The 580-nt window shown below is 34.5% G+C and carries 1 protein-coding gene; it reads left to right on the top strand.

Going from position 1 to position 580, the window contains the following annotated elements:
• Positions 1–41 precede the first annotated feature (41 nt).
• Positions 42–580 (top strand): baseplate J/gp47 family protein (locus ACIPNH_RS00460; protein ID WP_400770860.1); only part of this gene is annotated, 539 nt, incomplete at its 3' end.

Raw genomic sequence — 580 nt, 5'->3', positions numbered from 1 at the left:
AGCGGGAAAAACATTCATTTTGATGAAATTGTAGTTTAAAGATGAAGCAGCTAAATATTGTAGAAAAGCTGAGTTATGAAGAAATCTTTTCGAGAATGAAGGAAGAGTTAGTAAAGCGAGATGCAAGTTTTACAGGATTGGTAGAAAGTGATCCAGCAATGAAGGTATTAGAAGTAGCAGCATGGCGAGAACTTTTGCTTAGAGAAAGAATAAATGAAGCAGTAAAGAGTAACTTACTTAAATTTGCGACAGGAGAAGATCTTGATAATTTGGCTGAGTTTTATGGAGTGGAAAGACAAAAAGAAGCAGAGGATGAAAGATTTAGAAAGAGGGTAAAAGCAAAAATAGCAGGTTGGTCAACAGGAGGAAGTAAGGAATATTATAAATATCATGCACTGTCAGCAGATAGTAGAGTACAAGATGCATTAGTAGAATCACCCATATCAGGGAAAGTACAAATTTCAATTTTATCAACAAAGTTATCCACAGCATCAGAAGAACTACTTGAACTTGTAAAAAAGCAGGTTACTAGAGATGATATAAGGGTTTTAACAGATACGATAACAGTAATTGGTTGCAA

The sequence above is a fragment of the Wolbachia endosymbiont of Drosophila barbarae genome, from assembly GCF_044752445.1.
Classification (GTDB): Bacteria; Pseudomonadota; Alphaproteobacteria; order Rickettsiales; family Anaplasmataceae; genus Wolbachia; species Wolbachia pipientis.
This window is presented reverse-complemented; position numbering and strand designations above follow the sequence as displayed.